Raw genomic sequence first — 24,726 nt, forward strand, 5'->3', positions numbered from 1 at the left:
GGGTCATGCCTGAGAGGCTACCGCCGGGCCGTCCTCCTCCGCCGCGATGCGTCCCCCCGCGCCGAGGCGCACGGTGCGGTCGGCCATCACGGCGGCCTCCGCGAGGTCGTGGGTGACGACGACGCCGGTCGTCCCCGCCGCCCGCAGCACCGCCCGGATGTCCTCGGCCAGGCGCCGGCGCAGGTCCGCGTCGAGCGCGGACAGCGGCTCGTCCAGCAGGAGCACCCGCGGGGCCGGGGCCAGCGACCGGGCCAGCGCCACGCGCTGGGCCTGCCCGCCGGAGAGCCGCTGCACAGGCCGGTCCGTGAGCTCGGTCAGGCCCACCAGGTCCAGCAGCTCGGCCACGCGTGCCCGCCGCCGGGCCCGGTCCCAGCCGGCGGACTCGAGGCCGTACGCCACGTTCCGGCCCACGGTCCGGTGCGGGAACAGCTGCCCGTCCTGGAACACCATCCCCACGCCCCGGCGGTGCGTCGGCACCGCCGCCACGTCCCGCCCGTCGAGCTCCACCGTGCCCGCCACGACGTCCTCGAGCCCGGCGATCCCGCGCAGGATCGTGGACTTGCCCGAGCCGGAGGCGCCCACGAGCGCCACGATCTCCCCGGCGGCCACGTCCAGGTCCGTCCCCCGCACGGGGGTGGAGCCGTCCGGATAGCGGATCGCCACATCCCGCAGCCGGAGGGAGGCCCCCGTCGTCGGCGTCATCACAGACCTCCCGCCCCGGCCGGGCCCCGGGGGCGCAGCCGCTCGCACACCAGCATGATCCCGGCGCTCAGCACGGCCAGCACCGTGGCCGCCGCGAGCGCCATCCCGTAGTTGTCCGCGCCCGGCCGGCCCAGCAGCCGGGCGATCAGCACCGGCAGGGTGGGCGCGGACGGGCTCGCCAGGAAGCTCGTGGCCCCGAACTCGCCCAGGGACACCGCGAAGGCGAAGCCCGCGGCCACGCCCACGCCGCGGGCGAGGAACGGGCCGTCCACGGTGGCCAGCACCCGCCACGGGCCCGCCCCGAGGGTGCGTGCGGCCTCCCGCAGCCGCGGGTCCACCGCCGCGAGCACGGGCACGAGCGCCCGCACCGCGAGCGGCAGCGCCACCACCGCCTGGGCCAGTGGCACGAGCACGCCCGAGGCCGCCAGCTCCGGGAACGCGGCCCGCAGGGACACGACGAAGCCGAAGCCCACGGTCACCGCGGACACGCCGAGCGGCAGGAGCAGGGCGCCGTCGAGGGCCCGCTGGGCCACCAGCGCCGCGCGTGAACGGAAGGGCCGGGTCAGCAGCAGGGCCAGCGGCACGGCCACCACGAGCGTCACGAGCGTGGCGTCCACGGCCACCCGCAGGGACTGTTCGAGCGCCTGGGCCGGCGTCGACCCGCCCACGAACCCGCTGCCCGCGCTCGTGGACAGCAGCCGATAGTTGCCCAGCCCCCAGCCGTGGCGGGTGTGGAAGGAGCGCACCACGAGCGTCAGGATCGGCGCCACCACGAGCGCCACCACCGCGAGCATCACGGCCACCGGGACCGCGTCCGCGCGCGTGAGCCGGGCCGGCGGCGTCTCCCGCAGGCGCAGCGCCCGCTGGGTGCGCGCCGCCGTCACGCCGGAGACCACGACGGCGGCCAGCACCACCGCGAACTGCAGCACGGAGAACACCGCCGCGGTCCGCAGGTCCAGGTAGACGGAGGTCTGCACCCAGATCTCCGACTCGAGCGTGCCGTAGCCGGGCCGGCCGAGCGTCTGGACGATGCCGAACGCGGACGCGCAGAACAGGAACACCAGCGCCGCGCTCGCGGCGATCGCCGGGGCGAGCTGGGGCAGCGTCACGGTGCGGAACGCCCGCCACGGCGAGGCGCCCAGGGTGCGGGCGGCCTCGGTCTGGCGCGGGTCGAGCGCGTTCCACAGCGCGCCCACCTGGCGCACCACCACGGACACGTTGAAGAAGACCATGGCCAGCACGACGGCGGTGGTCGTCTGGTCCAGCCCGGTGAAGCCCAGCGGTCCGCCGGGGGCGAGCAGGGCGCGGAACGCGACGCCGACCACCACCGTGGGCAGCACGAACGGCACGAGCACGAGGGCGCGGAGCACGGCCCGCCCCGGGACGCGACGCCGGTGCAGCACGAACGCGGTCGGCAGGCCGAGCGCCACGGAGACCACCGTGCCGGCGGCGGCCATGCCGAGCGTCTGGCCGAGGATGCGCCACGTGCGCTCGCGGGCGAGGGTCTCCCCGAAGGCGGTGAGGTCCACGGCGCCGGTGAACGTCTCGGCGTCGCCGCCGATCCCGCGCCAGAGCATGGCCGCCACGGGCCACGCGAAGAAGACGAGCAGGAAGGCGACCGGCAGGACGGCGGCCACCAGCCACCACGGGCCGAGCCCGTCCCCCCGGCCGCGGGCCCGCCGGCGCGGCAGGTCCGTGCCGGGGGCCGCGACCTCGGTGAGCGCGGACATCAGCGCCGGGAGGCCTCGGCCAGGGCGGTCCACTCCTTCAGCAGGTCCTCGCGGCGCTCGTCGATGCGGGCGGGGTCCGGGGTGATGGCGTCCTCGACGAGCGGCGCGTTCTGCGCCCACTCCTCGGGCAGCTGCACCGACTCGTCGATCGGGTACATGTACATCGACTCGGGCAGGGCGGACTGGACCTCCTCGGTGAGCATGAAGTCCACGAACGCCTGTGCGCCCTCGGGGTTCTTCGCGCCCTCGAGCACGCCGGCGTACTCGACCTGCGGGGTGCAGGAGTCCTCGATCACCTCGGTCTCGGGGGCGAACGCGGGGGAGGAGGAGTAGGAGAGCACCACCGGGAACTGGCCCTTGCCCTCGCCGCCGGAGAAGTCCGAGTTGTAGGCGTCGGACCAGCTGTCGGCGACCTTGCCGCCGTTCTCCATCAGGCCCTGCCACCAGTCCTGCCAGCCGTCGTCGCCGTACTTCTCCGTGGTGGCCGCGAGCAGCGCCAGGCCGGGGGAGGAGGCCACGGGGGAGGTGGCGACCGTCAGCTTCGCGTACTCGGGGTCGTCGAGCTGGTCGATCGAGGTGGGGGCCTCGACGTCGTGGGCGGTGAACCACGCCGGGTCCGTGTTGAAGCACACCTGGCCCTGGTCCACCGGGGTCATGCGGTCCTCGACCATCCGGTCCTGCGCGGAGGCGGGCAGGTCCTTCGGGGTGTAGGCGGCGACGACGCCCTCGCGGACGAGGCGGTGCGCCGAGTGGTCCTCCACGCCGTAGACGCCGTCCACGGTGGGCTCGTCCTTGGCCAGCAGGAGCTGGTTCACCACGCTGCCGGCGTCGCCGGGGGCCGTCGTCTTCAGGGTGTAGCCGGACTCCTGCTCGAACTTCTGGACGAGCTCCTGGGGCAGGTTGAACGAGTCGTGCGTCATGATCGTCACCGTCGTCGGCTCGCCGCCGGCGCCGGCGGCGGACGACGACGCCCCGTCGCCGGACGAGCCGGACACCGAACAGCCGGTGAGGGCGAGGGCGGCCACTGAGAGGGCGGCGAGGGCGCGGTGCGGGGTGCGGGACATGGCGGTTCTCCTCTGGGACGGCAGAGGGGCCGGGACGAGGCCGCCACCGGAATCCCGGGACGACGTCGACCGGGAGACTCGACTTCCTTCGCCGGTGCGGACCGGAGCAGGTTCGAGGGTCTGCGGCGGACCGCACTCTCAGCGCCGCGCGGGCGCTCCCCTGTCGATGTGGACTGGTCCCGACCCTACCCCGTCCGGCCCGCGCATAGACTGCCCGCGTGAGCGCCGCACAGCCCGCGGGGGTGACCCCGCCGCCCGCCTCGTCCAGCCCCGCCTCCGACTGGGACATCCGCCGCCCCCACCGCATGTGGCCGCGCATGCTGGTGATCGTCCTGACGCTCGCGGGCCTGGTGCTGGTGGTGCAGTTCTTCCAGGGGATCGCCTCCATAGCGGCGCCCGTCTTCCTGGGGCTGAACCTCGTGATCGTGGCCTACCCCCTGCAGGCCTGGCTCATCCGCCGGGGCCTGCACCCCGTGCTCGGGGCCGCCACCACCGTCCTGCTGGTCGTCGCGGTGATGGCCGTGTTCGGGGGCATGATGGTGTGGTCCGGCCTCGAGCTGGTGGCGGAGCTGCCGAAGTACGCGGACCGCTTCCAGCAGATCGTCCTGGACGTCTCGCACTGGCTCAACGAGCGCGGCGTGACCCCGGACATGGTGTCCCAGCAGCTGGCCTCGATCGACATGAGCGCCGTGACCGGGACGGCCGTCAGCGCCATCACGAAGATCGCCACGAACGTCTACGCGGTCTTCGGCCTGCTCGTCACCGTGATCATGGGCATGTTCTTCCTCGCGATGGACTCGATGGACGTCGAACGCCGCGTCCGCCTGCTCAGCACCGCCCGCCACGAGTTCGGCCACGCCCTGGTCGAGTTCGCCCAGGGCGTGCGCCGCTACTGGGTGGTCACCACGGTGTTCGGCCTGATCGTGGCGGTGCTGGACGTGATCGCCCTCATGCTGATCGGCGTCCCGCTCGCGCTCGTGTGGGGCGTGCTCAGCTTCCTCACCAACTACGTCCCGAACATCGGCTTCATCATCGGCCTGCTGCCGCCGGCCGTCCTGGGCCTGGCGGCGGGCGGCTGGTCCGACTTCCTGTGGGTGGTGGTCAGCTACTCGGTGCTGAACTTCGTGCTGCAGTCCGTGATCCAGCCCAAGGTGGCCGGCGACGCGATCGGCGTGATCCCCACCGTCAGCTTCCTCTCCCTGCTCTTCTGGGCCTGGGTCCTCGGCCCGCTCGGCGCCATCCTCGCGCTGCCCTGCACGCTGTTGGCCAAGGCCGTGCTGATCGACGCCGACCCGAACGCCCGCTGGATCAACGCGCTCATCGCCTCGGATCTGAAGGGCATGGAGCGCCGTCAGTCCTCGCTCCTGGAACGGCTGCGCCCGGCGGCCTGGCGGTCCGACGCGCACGGGGGAGACGAGGACCGTGCCCCGGCGGACGGTGGAGACGAGGACCGCGCCCCGGCGGACGAGGTCACGGGCGGGGCTGGAGCAGCACCAGGTCGTTGAGCGCGCCGGCCAGCCGCAGTAGCGGCGGGGCGGGGAACGACAGCTGGGGCAGCCCCGGGTGCAGTGCCGCACACGCGGCGGCCGCGGCCTCCTCGCCCACGGCGTCCTCGAACGCCGGCCGCAGCACCGCCGCGCCCAGCGGCAGCGTGTCCAGGAGGGAGCGGGGGCCCCGCTCGGCCGGGTCGTACGCGGCGGGCTGCGCCGCCCCGGTCACCGTGCGCACGCGCAGGGGCCGGCCGGCGGCGTCGTCGGCGCCCTGCAGGAAGCGCAGCGCCGCCGCGGCGTAGGGGTGCTCGGGGTGGAACCGGTCGCCGCGCCAGTGCACGGCGGCCTCGCCGTCGCCCCGCAGCCGCACCCACGAGGCCAGGTGGCCGGGCCCGCCCCACGGCCCGGTGTCCGGCCGCGGTGCCGGCGGCAGCCACAGCACCCGGGTGACCCCCAGCAGGGCGGCGAACTCGGCGGCCACCTGGCCGGGGGTCCACGCGCCGTTGATCCGCCCGTCCAGCACGGGGTCCGCGGCCACCACGGCCGTCCCCTCGCCGTCGGTCACCCAGGCCCCGCGCGGGGCGCACAGCAGGGGGGTGAGCAGCGGCAGTCCCGCCGCCTCCGCCACGGCCGTCGCGGCCGCGCCGTCGAGCGGCCCGGTCCCGGTCAGTCCCGCGGCGCTGCGCCAGGCGACGGCGGCCAGGCCCTCGGGGCGGCGGATGAAGCTCGGCCCGGTGCGGCCCAGCAGCGGTGAGCCCACGGGCGCGCGCAGCAGGTCCACCTCCGGGGGCACCAGCCGCGCCGCCCCGGCGTCGCGCGGGTGGGCGAGCACGGTGACCGGCAGCACGGCGGCGAGCGTCTCGGCCAGGCCCACGACGGCGTCCCGCGTCTCGTCTAACAGCGTCGGCACCGGGTGGCGGTGGGGCAGGACGAGCCAGGCCCGCTCGGGCGGATCCTCGGGTCCGGGCACGGGCACGACGACGTCCCGGCGCTCCCGCGCGTCGGTGGGGACGGGGTCGGCGGCGGCCATGGCGGACGGGCTCCTGGGAAGACGGCGGCGACGCGCGGGCGCGCGGCGAGGGGATGTCCATCGAGCATAGGCGTCTGACAGGAAGCCGCGGCGGTTTGACCTGTGACCCGGCACACGTGCAGAGTGCGGCCATGACCGCGATGTTCTCCGCCCAGGACCACGACGATCTCGACCGGGTCCTCGGCGCGACCGGCGGGATCCCCGACCCCGCCGACCTGCACGCCCTCGCCGACGACGCCGTCGCGCAGGTGCGGCGTTGGCTCGCCGAGTCCCGCGACCATGAGGCCGACTTCGCGGCCCGCCAGCTGGCGGGCGCCCTGAAGGAGCCGGGCGGCCTCGACTTCATCGTGCGCTTCGTGGACCACGTGGTCCGCCCCGAGGACCCCGCGATCGCCGCCCGGGCGCTGCGGGAGCTCGCCGGCCGCGCCCCCGGCTTCCTGCCCCCGGCCCTGCGCGCCGTCCTCGGCGTCGGCGGCCGCGCCGCCCCGCTCGTGCCGCGCATCGCCGTCCCCACGGCCCGCCGCGTGCTGCGGCGCATGGTCTCCCACCTGATCGTCGACGCGCGGGACCGGCAGCTCGGCAAGGCCATCGCGGCCCTGCGCGACGAGCACACCCGGCTGAACATCAACCTGCTGGGCGAGGCGATCCTCGGCCAGGGCGAGGCGGACCGCCGACTCGAGGGCATCGCCGCGCTGATCCGCCGCGACGACGTCGACTACGTGTCCGTCAAGGTCTCCGCCGCCACCGCCCCGCACGCGCCCTACGCGTTCGACGAGGCCGTCGCGGACATCACCGAGCGGCTCACCCCGCTGTTCGAGCTCGCCCGGGACCGGGACACCTTCATCAACCTGGACATGGAGGAGTACCGCGACCTCGACCTCACGCTCAACGTGTTCACCGCCCTGCTCGAGCAGCCGGGCCTGCGCGACTACGAGGCCGGCATCGTGCTGCAGGCCTACCTGCCGGACGCGCTCGCGGCCATGGTGCGCCTGCAGGAGTGGGCCGCGCGCCGCGTCGCCGCCGGCGGCGCCCCGGTCAAGGTGCGCGTGGTCAAGGGCGCCAACCTGCCCATGGAGCGGATGCAGGCCTCCCTGACGGGCTGGCCGCTGGCCACGGTGGGCTCGAAGCAGGAGGCGGACACCAACTACAAGCGCGTGCTCAACTACGCGCTCACCCCGGAGCATCTGGCCCACGTGCGCATCGGCGTGGCCGGGCACAACCTCTTCGACGTGGCCCTGGCCCACCGGCTGATCGAGCGCCGCGGCCTCGACCCGGCCGCGGTGGAGTTCGAGATGCTCCTCGGCATGGCCACCGGCCAGGCCGCCGCCGTCCGGGCGGACGTCGGCGCCCTGCTGCTCTACACGCCCGTGGTGCGGCCCGAGGAGTTCGACGTGGCGATCTCCTACCTCGTGCGCCGCCTCGAGGAGGGCGCCTCCCCGGAGAACTTCATGTCCGCCGTGTTCGACCTGGACGCGGACGCGGACCTGTTCGCCCGCGAGGAGGAGCGCTTCCGCGCCTCGCTGCGCCACCTGGACGCGGCCGTGCCCCGTCCGAACCGCCTCCAGGACCGGTCCCGCGGGGAGGACGGGCCGACCCCCGCCCCCGTGGACGGCTTCGCCAACACCCCGGACACGGACCCCGCGCTGCCCGGCAACCGGGAGTGGGCCCGCCGGATCCTCGCGGCCGTCCCGGGCTCGGACCTCGGGACGGACACCGTCCGCGCCCACCGCGCCACCACGGCCGACGACGCCCGCGCCGCCATCGCCGCCACCGCCGACCCCGGCGCCCGCTGGGGCTCGCTCACCGGCCACGAGCGCGCCGACGCGCTGGACGCCGTCGGACGGGCCCTGCACGCCGGCCGGGCCCGCCTGCTGGAGGTGGCCGCCGCCGAGACCGGCAAGACCCTGGACCAGGGCGACCCCGAGGTCTCCGAGGCCGTGGACTTCGCGCACTACTACGCGCGCCTGGCCCGCGGCCTGGACGCGGTGGAGGGCGCTCGCGCCGTGCCCGTCCGCCTGACCCTGGTGATCCCGCCGTGGAACTTCCCCGTGGCCATCCCGGTCGGGGGCGTCCTCGCCGCGCTCGGGGCCGGCTCGCCCGTGGTGTTCAAGCCGGCCCCGCAGTCCGAGCGGACGGGCGCGGTCGCGTGGGAGCTGATCGTGGCCGGGCTGCGGGACTCGGGGCTGTTCGACGACCGCGGCCCGCTCGCCGGGCACGACCCCGCGGACCTCGTGCGCCTGGTGACGCTGGCGGACGAGGACGAGGCGGAGGTCGGCGCGGCGCTCGTGACCGACCCGGCCGTCGAGCGGCTCATCCTCACCGGCAGCTGGGACACCGCACGGCTGTTCAAGGGGATGCGCCCCGACCTGCACCTGCTCGCCGAGACCTCCGGCAAGAACGCCGTGATCGTGACCCCGTCCGCGGATCTGGACCTGGCCACGAAGGACGTGGTCCAGTCCGCGTTCGGTCACGCCGGCCAGAAGTGCTCGGCGTCCTCCCTCGTGGTGCTCGTCGGCTCCGTGGGCACCTCCGAGCGCTTCCACCGGCAGCTGCTGGACGCCGCCTCGTCCCTGCACGTGGCGCACCCCGCGGACCCGCGCGCCGAGATGGGCCCCGTGATCGAGGCCCCCGGCGAGAAGCTGCGCCGCGGGCTCACCGAGCTCGGCCCGGGGGAGCGGTGGGCCCTGCGCCCGCGGCAGCTGGACGAGACGGGTCGCCTGTGGAGCCCGGGCATCCGCTCCGGCGTACGACCCGGCGCCGACGCCCACCTCACCGAGTACTTCGGCCCCGTGCTGGCCGTGATGACGGCCGAGACGCTCGAGGAGGCCATCGGGATCGTGAACGCCGTGGACTACGGCCTCACCTCCGGGCTGCACTCGCTGGACCGGGAGGAGATCGACGTGTGGCTGCGCGGCGTGCGCGCCGGCAACCTCTACGTGAACCGCGGCATCACCGGGGCCATCGTGCGCCGCCAGCCCTTCGGCGGCTGGAAGCGTTCCGTCGTCGGCCCCACCACGAAGGCCGGCGGGCCGCACTACCTGCACGGCCTCGTGGACTGGGAGGACGCGCCCACGTGGGCCGGGGGAGAGGGGCGGCCCGGGTCCGAGGCCGACGGTGCGGGCGCGTCCTGGCTCGAGACCGCCCGCGCCCTCGACACCCACGCGTGGACCACCGTGTTCGGGGTGGCCACGGACGTCTCCGCGCTCGAGGCCGAGCGGAACGTGCTGCGTCACGTCCCCACCCCGGTCCTCGTGCGCCGGCACTCGGGGCCCGCCGACCACCTGCTGCGCATCGTCTCCGCCGGCCTGCGCGCCGGGGCGCCCATGACCGTGAGCCTGCGCCCGACCCCCACCGCGGAGGGGCCCGACGCGGACGGGCTCTCGGCCGAGGCCGTGCGCGGCCGGGTGGAGGAGCTGGTCCGGTCCGCCCGCACGGAGGGTGCCGGCACGGCCGCGCCGGTGGACGTCGTCGTCGAGGATGACGCCGCGTTCCACGACCGCGCCCGGCGGCTGGCCCTCATCCCGCCCGCGACGGAGGGCGGCGGCGACGCGCGGATCCGGCTCGTCGCCGACTGGACCGGCGACCGGGAGGCGGCCGAGGCGGCGCGGAGCGCGCTGCACGCGGCGCTCGGCGACACCCCCGACGTGGCGGTCTACGCTGGCCCCGTGGTGAGCGCCGGCGAGGTGGAGCTGCTGCCGTTCCTGCACGAACAGGCCGTGTCCGTGACCGCCCACCGGTTCGGCACGCCGGACCATCTGACCGAGGGGGTCCTGTGACCCCGAGGAGGAACCTCCGATGCATCTGATCCCCCGCACGATCTGGGTCGTCGCCCGCGCCCGCCGCCGCCCGCGCGCCGGACTCTGGGAGCCGACGACGCTGCCGATGCGCGCCCTGCCCACGGACGTGGACCTGGCCCTGCACGTCAACAACGGCCAGTACTTCGGGCTGTTCGACCTCGGCCGCTTCGACGCGATGGTCCGCACCGGCCTGTGGGACGAGATCCGCCGTCGCGGCTGGACGCCCGTGGTGCAGGCCGAGCAGATTGCGTTCCGCCGCTCGGTGACCCTGGGGCAGCGGTTCGACGTGGAGACGCGGATGATCGGCCTGGATGAGCGCGCGGTGTGGTTCGAGCAGCGCGTGGTGGTCGACGGCGACGTCGCGGTGCGCGCGTTCATCTGCACGCGCCTGCGCAAGAAGGACGGCCGCCCCGTGGAGAACGACGAGGTCCGGGCGATCGCGGCGGCGGCCGGCCACGACCTCGCGGGGGAGCCGACGCTGCCGGAGTGGCTGCACGAGTGGCGGCGCAGCGTGGCCCTGCCGTCGGCCCGGACGCCCCTGCCCCACACGTGGGACCTCGACACAGTGCGGCGAGGATGAACGTTCGAGTGATATAGGGCACGATGGTCGGGTGAACAACAGACTCCTGATCGTCGCGACCCTCTCGCTGGCCGCGCTCGTCGTCGTGCTGGTGGCCGCCATCGGCGGCGGCGCGTGGTGGGTGCTGGCGGTGCTCCTGGTGGCGCTGCTCGTGCTCGCCGTGTGGGACATGACCCAGAAGCGGCACGCGATCCTCCGCAACTACCCCGTGCTCGGCCACATGCGGTACCTGCTGGAGTCGATCCGCCCCGAGATCCAGCAGTACTTCATCGAGCGCAACTTCGACGGCAAGCCGTTCGACCGGGACACCCGCTCGATCGTCTACGCCCGTGCGAAGGGACTGGACAGCCACAAGGCGTTCGGCACCGAGCGGGACACCTCGGAGATCGGCTACGAGTTCCTGTTGCACTCCACCGCCCCGGTCAACCCGCCGGAGGAGCCCCCCACGGTGCGGATCGGCGGCCCGGACTGCCGCCAGCCCGTGGACATCTCGCTGATGAACATCTCGTCCATGTCCTTCGGCTCCCTCTCCGCCAACGCCGTGGTCGCCATGAACAAGGGCGCCGGCCTGGGGGGGTTCATCCACGAGACCGGCGAGGGCGGCCTCACCAAGTACCACCGCGGCAACGGCGCGGACCTGTTCTGGGAGATCGGCTCCGGCTACTTCGGCTGCCGCAACGAGGACGGCACCTTCAGCCCGGAGAAGTTCGCCGAGAAGGCGGTGCTGCCCGAGGTCAAGGGCATCACCATCAAGATCTCCCAGGGCGCGAAGCCCGGCCTGGGCGGCATGCTGCCCAAGGAGAAGATCTCCCCCGAGATCGCCGAGGCCCGCGAGATCCCGATGGACAAGGACTGCCTGTCCCCGGCGTCCCACTCCGCGTTCCGCACCCCGCGCGAGATGGTCAAGTTCATCGAGCAGCTCCGTGAGCTCTCGGACGGCAAGCCGATCGGCATCAAGTTCTGCGTGGGCTCCCGCGTGGACGTGCTGGCCATGACCAAGGCCATCTGGGAGGAGCGGATCGCCCCCGACTTCATCATCGTGGACGGCTCCGAGGGCGGCACCGGCGCCGCCCCGCTCGAGTACTCGGACCGCGTGGGCACCCCGCTGACCGAGGGCCTCATGCTCGTGCACAACGCGCTCGTGGGCACCGGCCTGCGCCACATGATCAAGCTCGGCGCGGCCGGCAAGGTCGCCACCGGTTCGGACATCGTCAGGCGTCTGATCCAGGGCGCGGACTTCACCATGTCCGCCCGCGCGATGATGATGGCCACCGGGTGCATCCAGGCGCAGAAGTGCCACACGAACGAGTGCCCCGTGGGGGTGGCCACGCAGGACCCGCGTCTGATGCGCGCCCTCGACGTGGAGGACAAGGGCAACCGCGTCTTCAACTACCACCGCCTGACCGTGCGCGAGGCCGTGCAGATCATGGCGTCCATGGGTCTGACGCATCCGTCCCAGCTGAACACCCGCATGCTGCGCCGACGCGTGGACCACCTGAGCACCCGCTCGTACGCGTCCATCTACCACTGGCTGCGCACGGACGAGCTGCTCAACGACCCGCCTGCCGGCTGGGCCATGGACTGGGAGGAGGCGGACGCGGACCACTTCGGCGAGCACGCCCGCGTGGACTACCTCACCGAGCGCGACCCCGAGTGGCGCTCCGAGCTGCTGATCCCGGGCCGCGAGGCGGGCGGCGCCCCCGTGCAGGGCTCCCCCATCTCCGGGACGGGCTCCACGCTGGTCGACGCCCGGCAGACCGAGTCCGTGCCGCTGACGACGTCGCCGATGCCGCGCGTCAGCTCGTTGGGTGAGGGTGAGTCGCTGTCCCCGCACGGCGGCCGTCGTCGGGCCCCGCAGGATCCGGCACCCGCCGCCACCGCCGGCGAGACGCCCACCGACGAGAACGAGGGCCTGCCGGCGGAGGCCGGCGAGCGGCCCGAGCGCCAGGACGGCGAGGAGGTCACCCAGCGGGGGACCACCGGCCGCGTCGAGGGCGAGCACCGCGGCGAGGGCCGCGTCGGCTGACCTGTCCCCGCAGTCACCCCCGCTTTCGAGGCGGGAAATCCACCTCACACGACGCCCCCGGGCGCCCATGAGATAGATTTCCCGCCTCGTCGCGTGAGGGGTCGTAGCCTGGGGCCGTGACCCTGCCCGCCCCCGCCGCTCGCCGCCCCTCCGCGGCCCTGCTGTGGGTGCTGCTGGCGGCGATGGGCGCCGGGCCCCTGTTCAACTACGGCGTCTCCGCCTCCTCCACGGTCGTGATGGAGCGGCTCGACGTCACCTCGGGCCAGCTCGGCACCGTGATGACGGTCGTGTTCGCGGCGGCCGCCGTCACCTCGCTCGGCCTCGGCCGGGCCGCCGACCGCCTGTCCGCCCGCGCACAGCTGAGCATCATCTTCGGCGGCACCGCCGCGGCGCTCGTGCTCGGCGCCGTCGCCCCGTCCCTGCCCGTGCTGTACGCGGCGGCCGCCGTGGCGGGCGTCACGCAAGCCATCTCCAACCCCACCACGAACCGGATCATCCGCACCGTGGTGCCGCCGGAGAGGCGCATCGGGTGGGTCGGGGTGAAGCAGTCCGGCGTGCAGGCGGCCCAGCTGGTCGGCGGCCTGTTCTTCCCGGCCGCGTCCCTCGCCCTCGGCTGGACGGGCGCCGCGCTGGGGGCCGCGGTGCTCATCGGGGCGCTCTGGGTGCTCGCCCTGGTCGCCGCCCCGCCGCTGCCCGGGGCGCCGCCGCCGGCCACCGGCCCCGTCGGCGGGCGACGACGGCGGGACACCTCGCCCCTGCCGGCCACGGTCTGGTTCTTCGCGGCGATCGCGTTCCTCACCGGCCTGGGCATGCAGGCCACGAACACCTACCTGCCGCTTTTCGCGGTCGAGACGCTGGGAATGACGCTCGTGGCCGGCGGCGCCGCGGCGGCCGTGTCCGGGGTGGTGGGGGTGCTCTCCCGGATCGGGTGGAGCCGGCGGATGAGCTCCGGAGACCGGCCCACCACCCTGCTGGCCGTGATCTGCCTGGGTGCGGTGGCCGGCGTCGCGGTGTTCCTCGCCGCGGACCTGCTGGACCTGCCGGCCCTGCTGTGGGTGGGCGCCGCGGTGCACGGCCTGACGGTGCTGGGCGCCAACGTGGTGATCAACGCGGGCCTGTTGAGCGAGGTGCCGGCCGAGCGGCTGGGCCGTGCGACCGGGGCGAACTCGATGGGCATGTACGCCGGCTTCGCCCTGGGCCCGCTGCTGATGGGCCTGCTGCGCGACGTCACGGGCGACTACCGGGCCGGCTTCGCGGTCGTCGCGGCCGGGTATCTGCTGGCCCTGGGCGTGGTGCTGCTGCTGCGTCGCCACGTGGGTCGGCGGGGCGCGGCCTGACGCGCAGGGCCAGGACGAGGCCCACCCCGGAGGACCGCGCCTCAGCGACATCACCGCAGTGCAGCCCTGCGGTGATGTCGCAGCGCCGCGGTCGAACGGGCGTACGGCGGAGTGCGGCGCAGTGCGCGGCGGGGCGTGGACGCCTGACACACGACGACGCCCCCGGTCCGTGCGGACCGGGGGCGTCGGAAGCCGTGCGTCAGGCGAAGATCAGAGCTTCGTCACGTTGGCGGCCTGGAGGCCCTTGGGGCCGTCCTGGGTCTCGAACTCGACGCGGTCGTTCTCCTGGAGCTCCTTGAAGCCCCCGCCCTGGATGGCGGAGAAGTGCACGAACACGTCCGCGGAGTTGTCCTCGGGGGCGATGAAGCCGTAGCCCTTCTCAGCGTTGAACCACTTGACAGTACCGACAGCCATGATGGTGTCCTTTCGATGTGCCCCCGCGGTGCGGTGGCGGTGTTGGACCGCGGCCCGGATGTGGGACGCGGGTGAAGCGGCGAGACTGAACCGCTTGCCCAACACTCATCGACGCCGGCGATGCCGGGCTGACGAGCAGTGAAGATGGCGGGATACAGCTTGATCAACTTCAGGCTCCATCATTGCACGGATCTCGCCGACCGGGAACCAGGGGCCCGATTGTTCACCTGGAGTTCGCTCAGAGCGCGCGCAGGCCGTGGAAGAGATTGCGGTGCAGGGCGGCCGGGGGAGCGGCGTCCGTGTGATCCGCCAAGGCCGTCACCTCCAGCAGCACCACCGTGTGGTCGCCCGCCGGGACCTCGGCGTGCACCCGCGTCTCGAGCCAGAGCGAGGAGCCCCCGATCAGCAGGGCGTCGTGCGGGCTGCGGTGCACGTCGAGACCGGCGAAGCGGTCGCCCTCGCGGGAGGCCAGCTGGCGGCACAGCGGCGTCTGGTCCGCCGCGAGCAGGGAGACGCCGATCGCCCCGGCCCGGCGCAGGCGCGGCCAGGTGCGGGAGCTGTTCTGCGCGGAGAAGGACACGAGGGCCGGCTCCCAGGAGATGCCCACGCCGAAGGAGGAGGAGACCATCACCTCGGGGACGCCGTCGGCGAGGCCTGCCAGCGCGACGACCCCGGTGGGGAAGGCCGAGAGGCCGGAACGGAGGTTGCCGAGGGACAGGTCGGTGTCCCACGCGGCGGTGTGGGGTTCGTGGGTCAGGGTCATGGCGCGCGTCCTCTTCCGATGACTGACGCGGCTCCGCAGACGGCGGGAACGCGGATCGCCCGGATCCGCGGAGGCGCGGTACTTGCCCGCCGGGGTGTCCGAGGGGCCGAATCATCACCTGGAGCACCCCACTACTGCGTGAGAGGGTTGCCGTCCCGCCGGCCAGGGCCGTGAATGACGGGAACTCGTGATTCTGGGGCCAGCCTACGGAGGGGTCCGTGGGGTGGTCAAAGCGCGGCGGTCGCGCGGCGTCATCCGAGCTGCCCGATGTGATGCTTGACACACCGCGCATCGCCGGCCAGGATCAAGCCACTCGAGAGGGGGGAGCTCGAGACCGCGGCCTCCGGCCCCGCAGTCGGTTCTCCGAGAGGGACCGGATCATGCGGATGGACATCGAGAAGAAGCTCGCGGCATTGTCGACCGCCGTGGTCGTCGCGGCTCTCCTCGGTACCGCCATTTCGGGATGCTCCGCTTCCCAGGGCAGCGTCTCCTCCACCGCGAATGCTTCCACCGCTGCGGCGTCCTCCGTCACCCCGACGTCAGCGGCCCCCTCGGCAACCGGGTCGGCCTCCGCCACCGGTTCGTCCGCGTCGTCGCCCGCCGGTGAAGAAGCACTCCCCGCCGCGCTGTTCGAGGAGGACGGGATGACGTTGGTCGAGTACACGCGCCGGCATCCGGATGCGGACCATCTCGACCCGGAGAAGGAGTCCGTCCTGGAGGAGGCGGTCGGGACGGGCACACAGCAGATCACCGTGGACGCTCAACAGGGTGCGGTCCTTCGGGTCATCGTGTTGTGTCCTTCGGATGCCACCGGTGAGACGGAGATCCTGACCTCACGGGGTGGCGGGGGAACGAAGACCTGGATGGCCGGATCGGAGGCGCTGTGCGGCGGCTGGTCGGCGGCGACTCCCCCCGTGGATGAGGCGGGGCCGATGACGTTCACCGTCACGGTGGACAATGACAAGCCGTTCCGGATGGTGCTGACCGCACCCTCCGCATGAGGCCGCCATCACGACGGCGGATGACGGCGCGGGGAGGACTGAGACGCTCAGCGTCGGTCGCGGCCGCGCAGCGCGTCCAGCTGCCGGCGGTCCCGCTTGGTGGGCCGGCCCGCGCCGCGCTCGCGGTACGGCACCGCGAGCAGCTCACGCGGCACGGGCGGCGGGGAGTGGTCCACGTACTGCTGCCGGGCCACGGGGGCGCCCACCCGCTTGGCGATCAGCCCCGTGACCTCGAGGATCCGCTCGCCTCCGTCCTGGCGCACCCGCACCCGGTTCCCGACGACGACGGGCGTCGCCGCCTTCACGGGCTCGCCGTCGATGCGCACGTGGCCTGCGCGCACGGCCGCCGTGGCCGCCGACCGGGTCTTGTACAGCCGCACGGCCCACAGCCACGCGTCGATGCGGACGCCGCTCACGCCCGCCCCCTCACGCGAAGCGGGCGCGGATCGCGGCGCCGTGCGCGGGCAGGCGCTCGTCCTCGGCCAGCACGCCGATCTCGTCCGCGACCTCCTCGAGCCCGGTCTCCGTGTAGCGGATGCGCTGCTGCAGGCGCAGGAACGTCACGGTGTTCAGACCGGAGGAGTGCCGGGCCGTCCCCGAGGTGGGGAGCACGTGGTTGGACCCGGCCGAGTAGTCGCCCAGCGGCACGGGGGCGTACGGGCCCACGAACACGGCGCCGGCGTTGCGGATGCGCCCCACGAGGGCCTCGGGGTCGCGCGTCTGGATCTCGAGGTGCTCGGTGGCGTAGCGGTCGGAGACCTCCACGGCCTGGTCCATGTCCCGCACCAGCAGCACGCCGGACTGGGGGCCGGTGAGGGCCTCGCGGATCTGATCCTCGTGGAACGCCCCGGGCACCTGCGCCTCGATCGCCGCCAGCACGTCCCGGAGCAGGTCCTCGGAGTCCGTGATGAGCACGGAGGCGGCCAGCGGGTCGTGCTCGGACTGGCTGATCAGGTCCGCGGCCACCCAGTCGGCGCGGGCGGTGCCGTCCGCGATCACGGCGATCTCGCTCGGCCCGGCCTCGGCGTCCACGCCGATCACGCCCTGCAGGGCGCGCTTCGCGGCGGCCACGTACACGTTGCCGGGCCCCGTCACCAGGTCGACGGGCGCGCAGAGCCACCCGCCGTCGTCGTCCTGGACGCCGTGCGCCAGCATGGCCACGGCCTGGGCGCCGCCGGCCGCGTAGACCTCGTCCACGCCCAGCAGCGCGCACGCGGCGAGCACGGTGGGGTGGGGCAGGCCGCCGTGGTCCCGCTGCGGGGGCGAGGTCACCGCGAGGCTCCCCACGCCGGCCGCCTGCGCGGGCACCACGTTCATCACCACCGAGGAGGGGTACACGGCGCGGCCGCCGGGCACGTACAGGCCCACGCGGCCCACGGGGAGCCAGTGGTTCTCGACGACGGCGCCCTCGCCGAGCTCGACCGTCGAGTCCTGGGGGTGCTGGGCGGCGTGCACGAGCCGGGCCCGGCGGATCGACTCCTCCAGCGCCGCGCGCACCCGCGGGTCGAGCCCGGCCAGGGCGGCCTCGAGCGCCTCCGCGGGCACGCGCAGGGCGGGCGGACGGACGCCGTCGAACCGCTCGGCCAGCTCCAGCAGGGTCTGCTCGCCACCGTGGCGGACCTGCTCGATGATCGGGGCGACCACCGGCACCACGGAGGACACGTCCACGTTCGCCCGCGGGATGATGCGGGACAGGTCCGCGGTGGCGGTGTCGAGCGGGCGCAGGTCGGTGACGGAGAGCATGGATTCCTCCAGAGGGGCGGCGGCGGGCCGGCGGGACGGGGCGCGACGACGGCCGGGCCCGGACCGCGCGGACGGTCAGGCTCCATTGTGCTCTTCTCCGGGGTGCGTCCGGGGGCGGGTGTCAGACTGTCGTCATGGTCCTCCCCGTCCTGCCCGCCCTCGCGACCCCGCCCCTGCTGACCGCCCTGGACCGCCTCCTGGCGGGCGAGACCGTGCCGTCCGGGGTGGAGGGGGACATCCAGGACGGGGCGGCCGCCACCACCCGGGCCTTCGGCGTGGAATGGGGGACGCTGCTGACCGTGCTGATGGCGTTCGCGATCGGCGCGGCGGTCGTGTACCTGGCCCTGCAGGTGGCGCGCGTCGTGCTCGTGCGCCGCCCCGCGTTCCAGCACGGCGCCGCCCGGCTGAGCCTGCCGGCCGCCGTCGCCGCCGGCCTGCTGGCCTCCCGGATCTGGCTCGGGGTCATGGCCGAGGAGCAGACCTGGTACCGGCCGGCGTCGTTCCTCTTGCTCATCGCCGTGGCCGCGGCGGGCGCGTGGGCTGCGTGGCGCCTGGTCGGCGTGATCGAGAAGGGGATCCTCGGCCGCTACCAGGAGACCAGCGTCGAGCACCGCCGCGAGCGACGCATCCGGACGCAGACCATCCTGATCCGGCGCATCCTCAACGCGGTGATCGTGGTGGTGGCCGTCGCCGTGGTCCTGCTGGGGGTGCCCGAGGTGCGCTCGCTCGGGGCCGGTCTGCTCGCCTCCGCCGGTGTGATCTCGGTGATCGCCGGCCTGGCCGTGCAGTCCACGTTGACCAACGTGTTCGCCGGCTTCCAGCTCGCCTTCACGGACGCGATCCGGGTGGGCGACGTGGTGGACATGGAGGGCGTGTTCGGCACCGTCGAGGAGATCACCCTGTCCAACGTGGTGGTCAAGCTCTGGGACGGGCGACGTGTGGTCTACCCGTCCTCGCACTTCACCACGCAGCCGTTCGAGAACTGGACGCGCGTGGGCACCGAGGTCTCCGGCGTCGTGGAGCTGGACGTGGACTGGCGGGTGCCGATGGACGCGCTGCGCGCACGGCTTGCGCAGCTGCTCGAGTCCACGGACCTGTGGGACGGGCGCGAGCACGCGCTGCAGGTGACCGACGCGACCGGCGGCGTCGTGCGCATCCGCGCCGTGGTCTCCGCCCGCAACTCCGGCGACCTCTGGGACCTGCGCTGCCTCGTGCGCGAGGACCTCGTGGCCTTCCTGCGCCACGAGCACCCCGAGGGCATCGTGGTGCAGCGCATGGTGGTCCGGCACCCCGCCCACGGCGACGCGTCACCCGCCTCCGAAGGCTCCGACGCGGGGGCCCGCGGTGGCGACCGGACGGGTGAGCCGGGCCCGGACGGCTCCGGGGTGGCGGCCCGCGAGCCGCGCCCGCGCACCGCGCCGCTGCCGCGCGTCGACGGCGCCGATCCGCGCCCGCACACCCTCACCACACCGCTGACCCGCGTGGGCGACCACTCCGGCCTGTACACCGGCTCGATGACGGCGGTGCAGCGCAACCGCGAACTCGCCGGCCCGGGCGAGGAGGCGTTCGCCGAGCGGCGCGCCCAGCAGGCCAAGCAGGCGGCGGAGGCCGCGGCGGCGGACGAGGCCGGGCGGCGCAGCGGCGCCGGCTCCCACGCGGACGGCCCCCTCGACGACGCCGTCACGCGCCGCCGTCAGGACGACGAGGACTGAGGCCCGGCGGGAGCGCTCAGCGCTCGAGCGTCGGGTCCCCGGAATCGACGGGCGTGAGCCGACGCCGCTCGGCCATCGGCTCGGACGCGGGCAGGCCGTGGGCGGCCGGGTCCGTCTCGGCGACGTGGCTCACGGCCTCGGGCGTGTGGTCCCCGTACTGCCGGTACTCCTTCACGCACAGCACCGGCTGATCGATCTCCTGCAGCAGCTCGTCCGAGACCGATCCCATGACGAACCGGCCGAAGCCGCCGCGGCGGCGCACGCCGATGACCACGATGGACGGGTCCAGCTCCGCGGCCACGTCCTTCATCTCCTCCACCGTGGACCGGCCGCGCGCGTACTGACGGAACTCGGCCGTCACGCCGGAGGCGTCCAACCGGGCCTGCACGCCGCGCTGCTGCTCCTCCGTGACGAGGGACTTGGTGCGGTGCTCGCCGCCGGGGCCCGCATTGACCACCACCACGTGCTCGCCGGTGGAGCGGGCGATGTCCAGGGCGGTGTCCAGAGCGGCGTCCGCGGCCTTCGAGGGGGCGTAGCCGACGAGGATGGTCATGGGGTGCCTCCGCGGGGTCGAGGGGACGGGTCTGAGGTCAGCGTAGTGCGGACCGGGCCCGCGGCGGAGGGGCTCAGCCCTCGCGCAGGTGGCGCAGGTGCGCGGCCACCGTCTGGACGGCCACGCGGGCCACGGTGCCGGTGAGGCCGGGGTAGATGCGCGGGGCCAGGTCCTCGGGCGTGATCGTCGCCGCCTCGGTCTCGGGCAACGCGGCCAGGGCGGCGCGGATCTGCTCCAGGCGGCCCTCGCGGTGGTGCCGGTAGTCGCGGGCGACGACGTCGAGCGGCTCCGGCACGGGCCCGTGCGCGGGCAGCACCGTGAGCGGGCCCGCCGCCTCGAGGCGGCGCAGGCTGGCCAGGTAGTCGGTGAGGGTGCCGTCCGGGTGGTCGAGCATGGTGGTGCCCGAGCCGAGGATGGTGTCGCCCGTGATGACCGCGCCGTGCGCGCCCGCGTCCGGGACGGCGAACGAGTAGGAGTCCGAGGTGTGGCCCGGGGTGTGCCACGCCAGCATCGGGGTGCCGGCGGCGTCGATCCGTTCGTCCGGCGTCAGGACGGCGGCCCCGCCGCGGCACCAGTCCGGGTCCGCGGCGCGCACGGGGGCGCCCGTGGCCGCGTGGAAGGCGTCCACCCCGCCGGTGTGGTCGGCGTGCCGGTGCGTCACCAGGATGAGCGCGATCCGGCGCCCCTCGGCCGCCGCACGGACGCGCTCGAGGTGGGCGGCGACGTCGTCCTCCGGACCCGGGTCCACCACGACGGCCGCGTCCGAGTCCGGTGCGGCGACCACGTACGTGTTGGTGCCCGCGAGGGTCATCGGGGAGGGGTTCTGGGCGGTCACGCAGCGCACCAGCGGGGCGGGCGTGGGGCCGGGCGTGGCGGTGGTCGTCGTCATAGGCTCGAGTGTATGGAGAACCAGCAGACCGGCCAGGCCGCGGACCGCGGCACCATCGACACGCGCGAGGGGTTCACGGGCAACTACGTGCAGTCCGGGGCGGAGTTCACGCGGGACACGAACTACATCGCGGACCGGATCGTGGCGGATCCGGAGGCCGTGCGGGCCCTGCCCGTGGCCGAGCCGTCCACGGTCGGCCGCGTGGGCGGCGGGCTCACCGAGGGGGCCGAGGCGTGGCCCGTCGAGGCGGGCCGCTACCGGCTCGTGGCGGCGCGGGCGTGCCCGTGGGCGAACCGGACGATCATCGTGCGGCGCCTGCTCGGCCTGGAGGACGCGATCTCGCTGGGCACCCCGGGGCCGACCCACGACGAGCGGTCCTGGACCTTCGACCTCGACGAGGGCGGGAAGGACCCCGTGCTGGGCACCGAGCGGCTCCAGGAGAACTACTTCACGCGGTTCCCGGACTACCCGCGGGGCATCACGGTGCCGGCGATCGTGGACGTGCCGACGGGCGGCGTCGTGACCAACGACTACCCGCAGATCACCCTCGACCTCTCGACGGAGTGGACCGCGTTCCACCGCGACGGCGCCCCGCAGCTGATCCCCGACGCCGGGCCGGAGCGGGACGAGATGTTCGAGGTGATCGAGCGCGTGTTCACCGAGGTGAACAACGGCGTGTACCGGTGCGGCTTCGCGGGCTCGCAGGAGGCGTACGACGCCGCGTACGAGCGGCTGTGGGCCGCGATGGACTGGCTCGAGGAGCGCCTGTCGACGCGCCGTTTCCTGATGGGGGAGCGGATCACCGAGGCCGACGTGCGGCTGTTCACCACGCTCGTGCGGTTCGACCCCGTGTACCACGGGCACTTCAAGTGCAACCGGAACAGGCTGACCGAGATGCCGGCGCTGTGGGGCTACGCGCGCGACCTGTTCCAGACCCCGGGCTTCGGCGACACGATCGACTTCGTGCAGATCAAGGAGCACTACTACGTGGTGCACGAGGACATCAACCCGACGGGCATCGTGCCCGCGGGCCCGGAGCTGGCGAGCTGGCTGAGCGAGCACGGGCGTGAGGCGTTCGGCGGGGACCCGTGGGGCGGCGGCACCGCACCCGGGCCCGTGCGCGAGGGCGAGCGCGTGGACCCGGAGCACACGCCGCTGCGGTGAGGCCGCTCGGCCCGGCCCGCAACGCGGGTTGAGTTATCGCGGGTCCTGGGCGGGGACACCCGCGATAACTCAACCCGCGTTGGCGTGCGGAACGCCGCCCGCGAGGAGGCGCGCCGGGGATTGTTGAACAATCATCCTTCATGCCTCAAGATTGTGTGACCGGCACCTCAGCCGGGCCCGATCCGAGAGGACTGCACCGTGTCTCACGCGCCGCAGATCGACCTGAACTCCGACGTCGGCGAGTCCTTCGGCTCGTGGACGATGGGGGACGACGCCGCCATCATGCCCTCCGTCTCCTCCGCCAACGTCGCGTGCGGCTTCCACGCGGGCGATCCCTCGGGGATCGCCCAGACCTGCCGTGACGCGGTCGCCGCAGGCGTCACGATCGGCGCGCACGTGGGCTACCGCGACCTCGCCGGCTTCGGCCGCCGCTTCCTGGACTGCACGCCCACCGAGCTGGCCGACGACGTCCTCTACCAGATCGGCGCCCTCGACGCGCTCGCCCGCGCGGCCGGCGGCCGGGTCCGCTACGTGAAGCCGCACGGCGCCCTCTACAACACGATCGTCCGTCACGAGGCGCACGCCCAGGCCGTCGTCGACGGCGTCAGGGCGTTCGGCTCCGACCTCCCGCTGCTGCTCCTGCCCGGCTCCGTCGCCCTGGACAAGGCGGCCGCCGCGGGGCTGCGCGGCGTCGCCGAGGCCTTCGCGGACCGCGGCTACAACCCGGACGGCACGCTCGTCTCCCGCCGCGAGCCCGGCGCGGTCCTCCACGACGAGGACGACGTCGCCGCCCGCATGGTGCGCCTGGCAACCGAGGGCGTCGTCGCGGCGGTGGACGGCACGGACGTGCGCGTCGACGCCGAGAGCATCTGCCTGCACGGCGACACGCCCGGCGCCGTGGCCATGGCCGCGGCCGTGCGCCGCGCGCTCGAGGGCGCGGGCGTGGCCATCAAGGCCTTCGCATGAGCGCCCCACATCACCCCGCCGCCGAGCCGCCGGCCCGCCCGATCCGCTGGGTCGGCACCCAGGGCTTCCTCGTCGAGTGCGCCTCGCTCGAGGACGTCATGGCCGTCCACGCCCACCTCACGGCCCACCCGGAGCGCGGCCAGCGCCAGGTCATGGCCGCCGCCGCGACCGTCCTGGTGACCTTCACCTCGCAGGCCGCCGCCGAGCACGCCGCACCGCGGGTCAGCACTCTCACCCCCGACGCCGGTGAGCTGACGGGGGGCCGCGTCGTCGAGATCCCCGTGGTCTACGACGGTGAGGACCTCGCCGAGGTCGGCCGGCTCACCGGGCTCGGCGTCGACGGCGTCATCCGGGCCCACAGCGAGGCCGACTGGTTCGCCGCGTTCGGCGGCTTCGCGCCGGGGTTCATGTACTGCGCCTCCGAGGCGGCCCCGTTCGAGGCGCCCCGCCGCAGCTCGCCCCGCACGGCCGTCCCCGCGGGCGCCGTCGCCGTCGCCGGGGCCTTCTCTGCCGTCTACCCGCGCACCTCGCCCGGCGGCTGGCAGCTCCTCGGGCACACCACCGCGGCCCTGTGGGACCTCGGCCGCGAGCAGCCCGCCCTGCTGCAGCCCGGCGACCGTGTCCGCTACGTCCCCGTGCGCCCGACGGCGTCCGTCACCTCCGGCGCGGACGCGGCGGTCGACGCCACCCCGCCCGCCGACGCCGCGGCCGGCCTCCCGTCCGTGGCCGGCCGCCGCGGCGTCACCGTCGTGGACCCGGGGCTCCTGACCCTGGTCCAGGACCTGGGCCGCCCGGGCTTGGGCGACCTCGGCGTCGTCGCGTCCGGCGCGGCCGACCGGGACGCGGCACGCCAGGCGAACCGGCTCGTGGGCAACCGCTCACGCGAGGCGGTGCTGGAGACCGTTCTGGGCGGCCTCACCCTCGCCGCGCACGGCCACCAGGTGATGGCCCTGGCCGGCGCCGAGGCCGGCGGGACGATCACCGCGGCCGACGGCGCCACGCGCCGGGCGCCCGCCCGCACGCCGTTCGTCGTGCTGGACGGTCAGACGCTGACGGTGGACGAGCCGGTCGGCGGCCTGCGCGTGTATGTGGGCCTCCGGGGCGGGATCGACGTGCCGCCCGTGCTCGGCAGCCGCTCGACCGACACCCTGTCCGGGCTCGGCCCCGCCCCGCTGACGGCGGGGGACCGCCTCGCCCGCCGCGTCGGCCCGGATGCGAGGGGCGCCGCCGGCGCCTCCGCCGCGAGACCGACCGCCGCCGGCGCCCCCGCCTCGGAGGAGGCCGGCGTCGTGATGGTGGGGGACCCGGAGACCTCGCTGCGCCCCATGCCCGCGCCCGGCCAGGTGGCCGTGCTGCGCGTGGTCCCCGGCCCCCGCGACGACTGGTTCGGCGAGGCGGGCCTGGAGCGGCTGTTCACGCAGGTCTGGGACGTGAGCCAGCAGACCGACCGGATCGGGGTGCGCCTCACGGCCCCCGACGACGGCGCACCGCTCGAGCGCGTGCGCGAAGGTGAGCTGAAGTCCGAGGGCGCCGTGCGCGGCGCGCTGCAGGTGCCGCCCTCGGGTGAGCCCGTCCTGTTCCTCTCCGACCATCCGGTCACCGGCGGCTACCCGGTGATCGGCGTCGTGGCCCGCGCGGACCTCAGCCTGGCGGCCCAGCTGCCGCCGGGCGCCCGCGTCCGCTTCGTCCCCCATCCCCGCCCCGGCGCCGAGACCGTCGTCGACTCCGCATCGCCCTCCGAGGAGACCCCCGCATGACCACCACC

20 protein-coding genes and 2 riboswitches are annotated in these 24,726 nt (G+C 74.5%); of the genes, 10 read left to right on the plus strand and 10 right to left on the minus strand.

The genetic code is table 11. From position 1 onward, the window contains the following. Positions 1-3: 3 nt before the first annotated feature. The 3 genes from J1M37_RS00090 to J1M37_RS00100 are packed head-to-tail and all read right to left on the minus strand — an operon-like array spanning position 4 to position 3,496. Positions 4-702 carry an ABC transporter ATP-binding protein gene (locus J1M37_RS00090; protein ID WP_206451934.1) on the minus strand — a complete coding sequence of 233 codons (699 nt, stop codon included), beginning with the start codon at positions 700-702 and terminating at the stop codon, positions 4-6. Continuing rightward, the gene (locus tag J1M37_RS00095) at positions 702-2,432 is read right to left on the minus strand and encodes an ABC transporter permease (protein WP_095346993.1); all 1,731 of its coding nucleotides are present in this window, start codon (positions 2,430-2,432) and stop codon (positions 702-704) included. The genes J1M37_RS00090 and J1M37_RS00095 overlap by 1 nt, the downstream gene beginning before the upstream one ends. Further along, positions 2,432-3,496, minus strand: a complete 1,065-nt coding sequence (locus J1M37_RS00100; RefSeq protein ID WP_206451935.1) for a thiamine ABC transporter substrate-binding protein — start codon at positions 3,494-3,496, stop codon at positions 2,432-2,434. The genes J1M37_RS00095 and J1M37_RS00100 overlap by 1 nt, the downstream gene beginning before the upstream one ends. Positions 3,497-3,562: 66 nt before the next feature. After that, a riboswitch (TPP riboswitch) is annotated at positions 3,563-3,668 on the minus strand. A gap of 46 nt (positions 3,669-3,714) precedes the next feature. On the opposite strand from J1M37_RS00100, the gene J1M37_RS00105 reads away from it, so the two are divergent. After that, positions 3,715-5,001, plus strand: coding sequence for an AI-2E family transporter (locus tag J1M37_RS00105; protein WP_206451936.1), 1,287 nt, complete (start codon positions 3,715-3,717; stop codon positions 4,999-5,001). Here the strand turns inward: J1M37_RS00105 and J1M37_RS00110 are convergent. After that, a complete protein-coding gene (locus J1M37_RS00110) occupies positions 4,967-6,016 on the minus strand; it encodes an agmatine deiminase family protein (protein WP_206451937.1) in 1,050 nt (349 codons plus the stop codon). The genes J1M37_RS00105 and J1M37_RS00110 overlap by 35 nt on opposite strands. Positions 6,017-6,147: 131 nt before the next feature. On the opposite strand from J1M37_RS00110, the gene J1M37_RS00115 reads away from it, so the two are divergent. The 4 genes from J1M37_RS00115 to J1M37_RS00130 all read left to right on the plus strand — a co-directional run bounded on the left by J1M37_RS00115 (position 6,148) and on the right by J1M37_RS00130 (position 13,756). Next, positions 6,148-9,792, plus strand: coding sequence for a bifunctional proline dehydrogenase/L-glutamate gamma-semialdehyde dehydrogenase (locus tag J1M37_RS00115; RefSeq protein WP_101966107.1), 3,645 nt, complete (start codon positions 6,148-6,150; stop codon positions 9,790-9,792). Positions 9,793-9,811: 19 nt separating this feature from the next. After that, complete coding sequence (locus J1M37_RS00120; RefSeq protein WP_206451938.1) at positions 9,812-10,393, plus strand: acyl-CoA thioesterase; 582 nt, start codon at positions 9,812-9,814, stop codon at positions 10,391-10,393. Between the two features lie 31 nt (positions 10,394-10,424). Further along, on the plus strand, positions 10,425-12,419 hold the full coding sequence (locus tag J1M37_RS00125) for an FMN-binding glutamate synthase family protein (protein ID WP_020628177.1): 1,995 nt from the start codon (positions 10,425-10,427) through the stop codon (positions 12,417-12,419). 116 nt (positions 12,420-12,535) lie between these two features. After that, a complete protein-coding gene (locus J1M37_RS00130; protein WP_041102662.1) occupies positions 12,536-13,756 on the plus strand; it encodes an MFS transporter in 1,221 nt (406 codons plus the stop codon). A 210-nt stretch (positions 13,757-13,966) separates the two neighbouring features. Here the strand turns inward: J1M37_RS00130 and J1M37_RS00135 are convergent, their stop codons facing one another. Next, positions 13,967-14,170: a cold-shock protein gene (locus tag J1M37_RS00135; RefSeq protein WP_020628179.1), complete on the minus strand. Its 204-nt coding sequence runs from the start codon at positions 14,168-14,170 to the stop codon at positions 13,967-13,969. A 238-nt stretch (positions 14,171-14,408) separates the two neighbouring features. Continuing rightward, positions 14,409-14,933, minus strand: a complete 525-nt coding sequence (locus tag J1M37_RS00140) for a flavin reductase family protein (protein ID WP_100058010.1) — start codon at positions 14,931-14,933, stop codon at positions 14,409-14,411. A gap of 73 nt (positions 14,934-15,006) precedes the next feature. Then, positions 15,007-15,126, minus strand: a riboswitch (SAM riboswitch). 193 nt (positions 15,127-15,319) lie between these two features. Here J1M37_RS00140 and J1M37_RS11360 point away from each other — a divergent pair. Further along, positions 15,320-15,934: a hypothetical protein gene (locus tag J1M37_RS11360; protein WP_233569954.1), complete on the plus strand. Its 615-nt coding sequence runs from the start codon at positions 15,320-15,322 to the stop codon at positions 15,932-15,934. Between the two features lie 47 nt (positions 15,935-15,981). Here the strand turns inward: J1M37_RS11360 and J1M37_RS00150 are convergent, their stop codons facing one another. Then, on the minus strand, positions 15,982-16,350 hold the full coding sequence (locus J1M37_RS00150) for an RNA-binding S4 domain-containing protein (RefSeq protein ID WP_095347005.1): 369 nt from the start codon (positions 16,348-16,350) through the stop codon (positions 15,982-15,984). 10 nt (positions 16,351-16,360) lie between these two features. After that, a complete protein-coding gene (gene hisD, locus J1M37_RS00155; RefSeq protein WP_170747951.1) occupies positions 16,361-17,677 on the minus strand; it encodes a histidinol dehydrogenase in 1,317 nt (438 codons plus the stop codon). A gap of 134 nt (positions 17,678-17,811) precedes the next feature. Between hisD and J1M37_RS00160 the strand changes: the two genes are divergently transcribed. Next, positions 17,812-19,389, plus strand: a complete 1,578-nt coding sequence (locus J1M37_RS00160; protein WP_236557991.1) for a mechanosensitive ion channel family protein — start codon at positions 17,812-17,814, stop codon at positions 19,387-19,389. Between the two features lie 16 nt (positions 19,390-19,405). On the opposite strand, the gene J1M37_RS00165 is transcribed toward J1M37_RS00160, so the two are convergent. Then, positions 19,406-19,942 carry a universal stress protein gene (locus tag J1M37_RS00165; protein ID WP_049147497.1) on the minus strand — a complete coding sequence of 179 codons (537 nt, stop codon included), beginning with the start codon at positions 19,940-19,942 and terminating at the stop codon, positions 19,406-19,408. Positions 19,943-20,015: 73 nt separating this feature from the next. Further along, on the minus strand, positions 20,016-20,831 hold the full coding sequence (locus J1M37_RS00170; RefSeq protein WP_144819535.1) for an MBL fold metallo-hydrolase: 816 nt from the start codon (positions 20,829-20,831) through the stop codon (positions 20,016-20,018). Between the two features lie 12 nt (positions 20,832-20,843). On the opposite strand from J1M37_RS00170, the gene J1M37_RS00175 reads away from it, so the two are divergent. The 3 genes from J1M37_RS00175 (at position 20,844) to J1M37_RS00185 (ending at position 24,718) form a co-directional block, all read left to right on the plus strand. Beyond that, the gene (locus tag J1M37_RS00175; protein ID WP_206450568.1) at positions 20,844-21,995 is read left to right on the plus strand and encodes a glutathione S-transferase family protein; all 1,152 of its coding nucleotides are present in this window, start codon (positions 20,844-20,846) and stop codon (positions 21,993-21,995) included. 198 nt (positions 21,996-22,193) lie between these two features. After that, positions 22,194-22,961 carry a LamB/YcsF family protein gene (locus J1M37_RS00180; RefSeq protein ID WP_155934298.1) on the plus strand — a complete coding sequence of 256 codons (768 nt, stop codon included), beginning with the start codon at positions 22,194-22,196 and terminating at the stop codon, positions 22,959-22,961. Continuing rightward, entirely contained in the window at positions 22,958-24,718 is a 1,761-nt protein-coding gene (locus J1M37_RS00185; protein ID WP_159305544.1) for a 5-oxoprolinase subunit B/C family protein, read from the plus strand. Before J1M37_RS00180 ends, J1M37_RS00185 begins: the two co-directional genes overlap by 4 nt. Positions 24,719-24,726: the final 8 nt, after the last annotated feature.

It is taken from the genome of Micrococcus sp. KRD012, from assembly GCF_017168555.1.
GTDB classification, from domain to species: domain Bacteria; phylum Actinomycetota; class Actinomycetes; order Actinomycetales; family Micrococcaceae; genus Micrococcus; species Micrococcus luteus.

Coding starts and splice junctions, on each gene's coding strand:
- J1M37_RS00090 (WP_206451934.1), bottom strand. CDS start 702: ATGACGCCGACGACGGGGGCCTCCCTCCGGCTGCGGGATGTGGCGATC.
- J1M37_RS00095 (WP_095346993.1), bottom strand. CDS start 2,432: ATGTCCGCGCTCACCGAGGTCGCGGCCCCCGGCACGGACCTGCCGCGC.
- J1M37_RS00100 (WP_206451935.1), bottom strand. CDS start 3,496: ATGTCCCGCACCCCGCACCGCGCCCTCGCCGCCCTCTCAGTGGCCGCC.
- J1M37_RS00110 (WP_206451937.1), bottom strand. CDS start 6,016: ATGGCCGCCGCCGACCCCGTCCCCACCGACGCGCGGGAGCGCCGGGAC.
- J1M37_RS00115 (WP_101966107.1), top strand. CDS start 6,148: ATGACCGCGATGTTCTCCGCCCAGGACCACGACGATCTCGACCGGGTC.
- J1M37_RS00120 (WP_206451938.1), top strand. CDS start 9,812: ATGCATCTGATCCCCCGCACGATCTGGGTCGTCGCCCGCGCCCGCCGC.
- J1M37_RS00135 (WP_020628179.1), bottom strand. CDS start 14,170: ATGGCTGTCGGTACTGTCAAGTGGTTCAACGCTGAGAAGGGCTACGGC.
- J1M37_RS00140 (WP_100058010.1), bottom strand. CDS start 14,933: ATGACCCTGACCCACGAACCCCACACCGCCGCGTGGGACACCGACCTG.
- J1M37_RS11360 (WP_233569954.1), top strand. CDS start 15,320: ATGGACATCGAGAAGAAGCTCGCGGCATTGTCGACCGCCGTGGTCGTC.
- hisD (WP_170747951.1), bottom strand. CDS start 17,677: ATGCTCTCCGTCACCGACCTGCGCCCGCTCGACACCGCCACCGCGGAC.
- J1M37_RS00160 (WP_236557991.1), top strand. CDS start 17,812: ATGGTCCTCCCCGTCCTGCCCGCCCTCGCGACCCCGCCCCTGCTGACC.
- J1M37_RS00165 (WP_049147497.1), bottom strand. CDS start 19,942: ATGACCATCCTCGTCGGCTACGCCCCCTCGAAGGCCGCGGACGCCGCT.
- J1M37_RS00170 (WP_144819535.1), bottom strand. CDS start 20,831: ATGACGACGACCACCGCCACGCCCGGCCCCACGCCCGCCCCGCTGGTG.
- J1M37_RS00175 (WP_206450568.1), top strand. CDS start 20,844: ATGGAGAACCAGCAGACCGGCCAGGCCGCGGACCGCGGCACCATCGAC.
- J1M37_RS00185 (WP_159305544.1), top strand. CDS start 22,958: ATGAGCGCCCCACATCACCCCGCCGCCGAGCCGCCGGCCCGCCCGATC.